The 685-nt window shown below is 39.9% G+C and carries 1 protein-coding gene; it reads right to left on the reverse strand.

What is annotated here, in order from left to right; translation table 11 throughout:
- The coding region (locus ACUNWD_RS20765; protein WP_445589788.1) for a GH32 C-terminal domain-containing protein at positions 1-635 on the reverse strand (635 nt) is incomplete at its 3' end.
- Positions 636-685: the final 50 nt, after the last annotated feature.

Genomic DNA, 685 nt, shown 5'->3' on the forward strand with positions numbered 1-685 from the left:
TACTTCGCCTTTGTTTGATAGATTTCAGGATTATACTCACGCCCTTTACTGAATCCCTTATTCTTGTAAAAAACGATCCGTGTAAACTCTTCCTTGTCCGGTGATCGCAAAACGTTCAACTCTACCATTTGCGATTTCTTAAGGTCAATCTCTGCAACAAGCTCCATTGCATTTCCTTTGATTTTAGGAAGAATTATCTCTTTATTCGCTTTCAATTCCATTGAATCTATATGCACAGAGTCAGACCTAAGTGATTCTACATCTCCTACCGGTTCAATTCCTATTTCATCTTCTGAAACTAATGTCAACCTCCGGGGAAGTGTCATAATACGATTCCATCCTTTAGTAGGATAACCTTCATTTATATTAAGAATCAAGATAACCCCTCCTTCCCCATCAGGTGCTGCTGATGGTGCATGCACACCAGAAGGGCTTACTGCTCCAAAATTAAATCTCCCATGTGATGTTGCTATAAATTTATCCCTTACCTTGTCGTAGTCACCCAATAAATACTGGCCTCCACTCATATGGCTGAAAAAAGGCATTATATACCTGTTCCCGATAGGCCAAAAATATGGGCAAGCTCCATCATCCCCAATCAAGGTAAACCTATCCCCTTCAACAAATTCATGCATATATTCCCAGGTTAAAAGATCTTTTGACCGGAAAAGATAGTCAGCCCTTA

The organism is Sunxiuqinia sp. A32, from assembly GCF_052690465.1.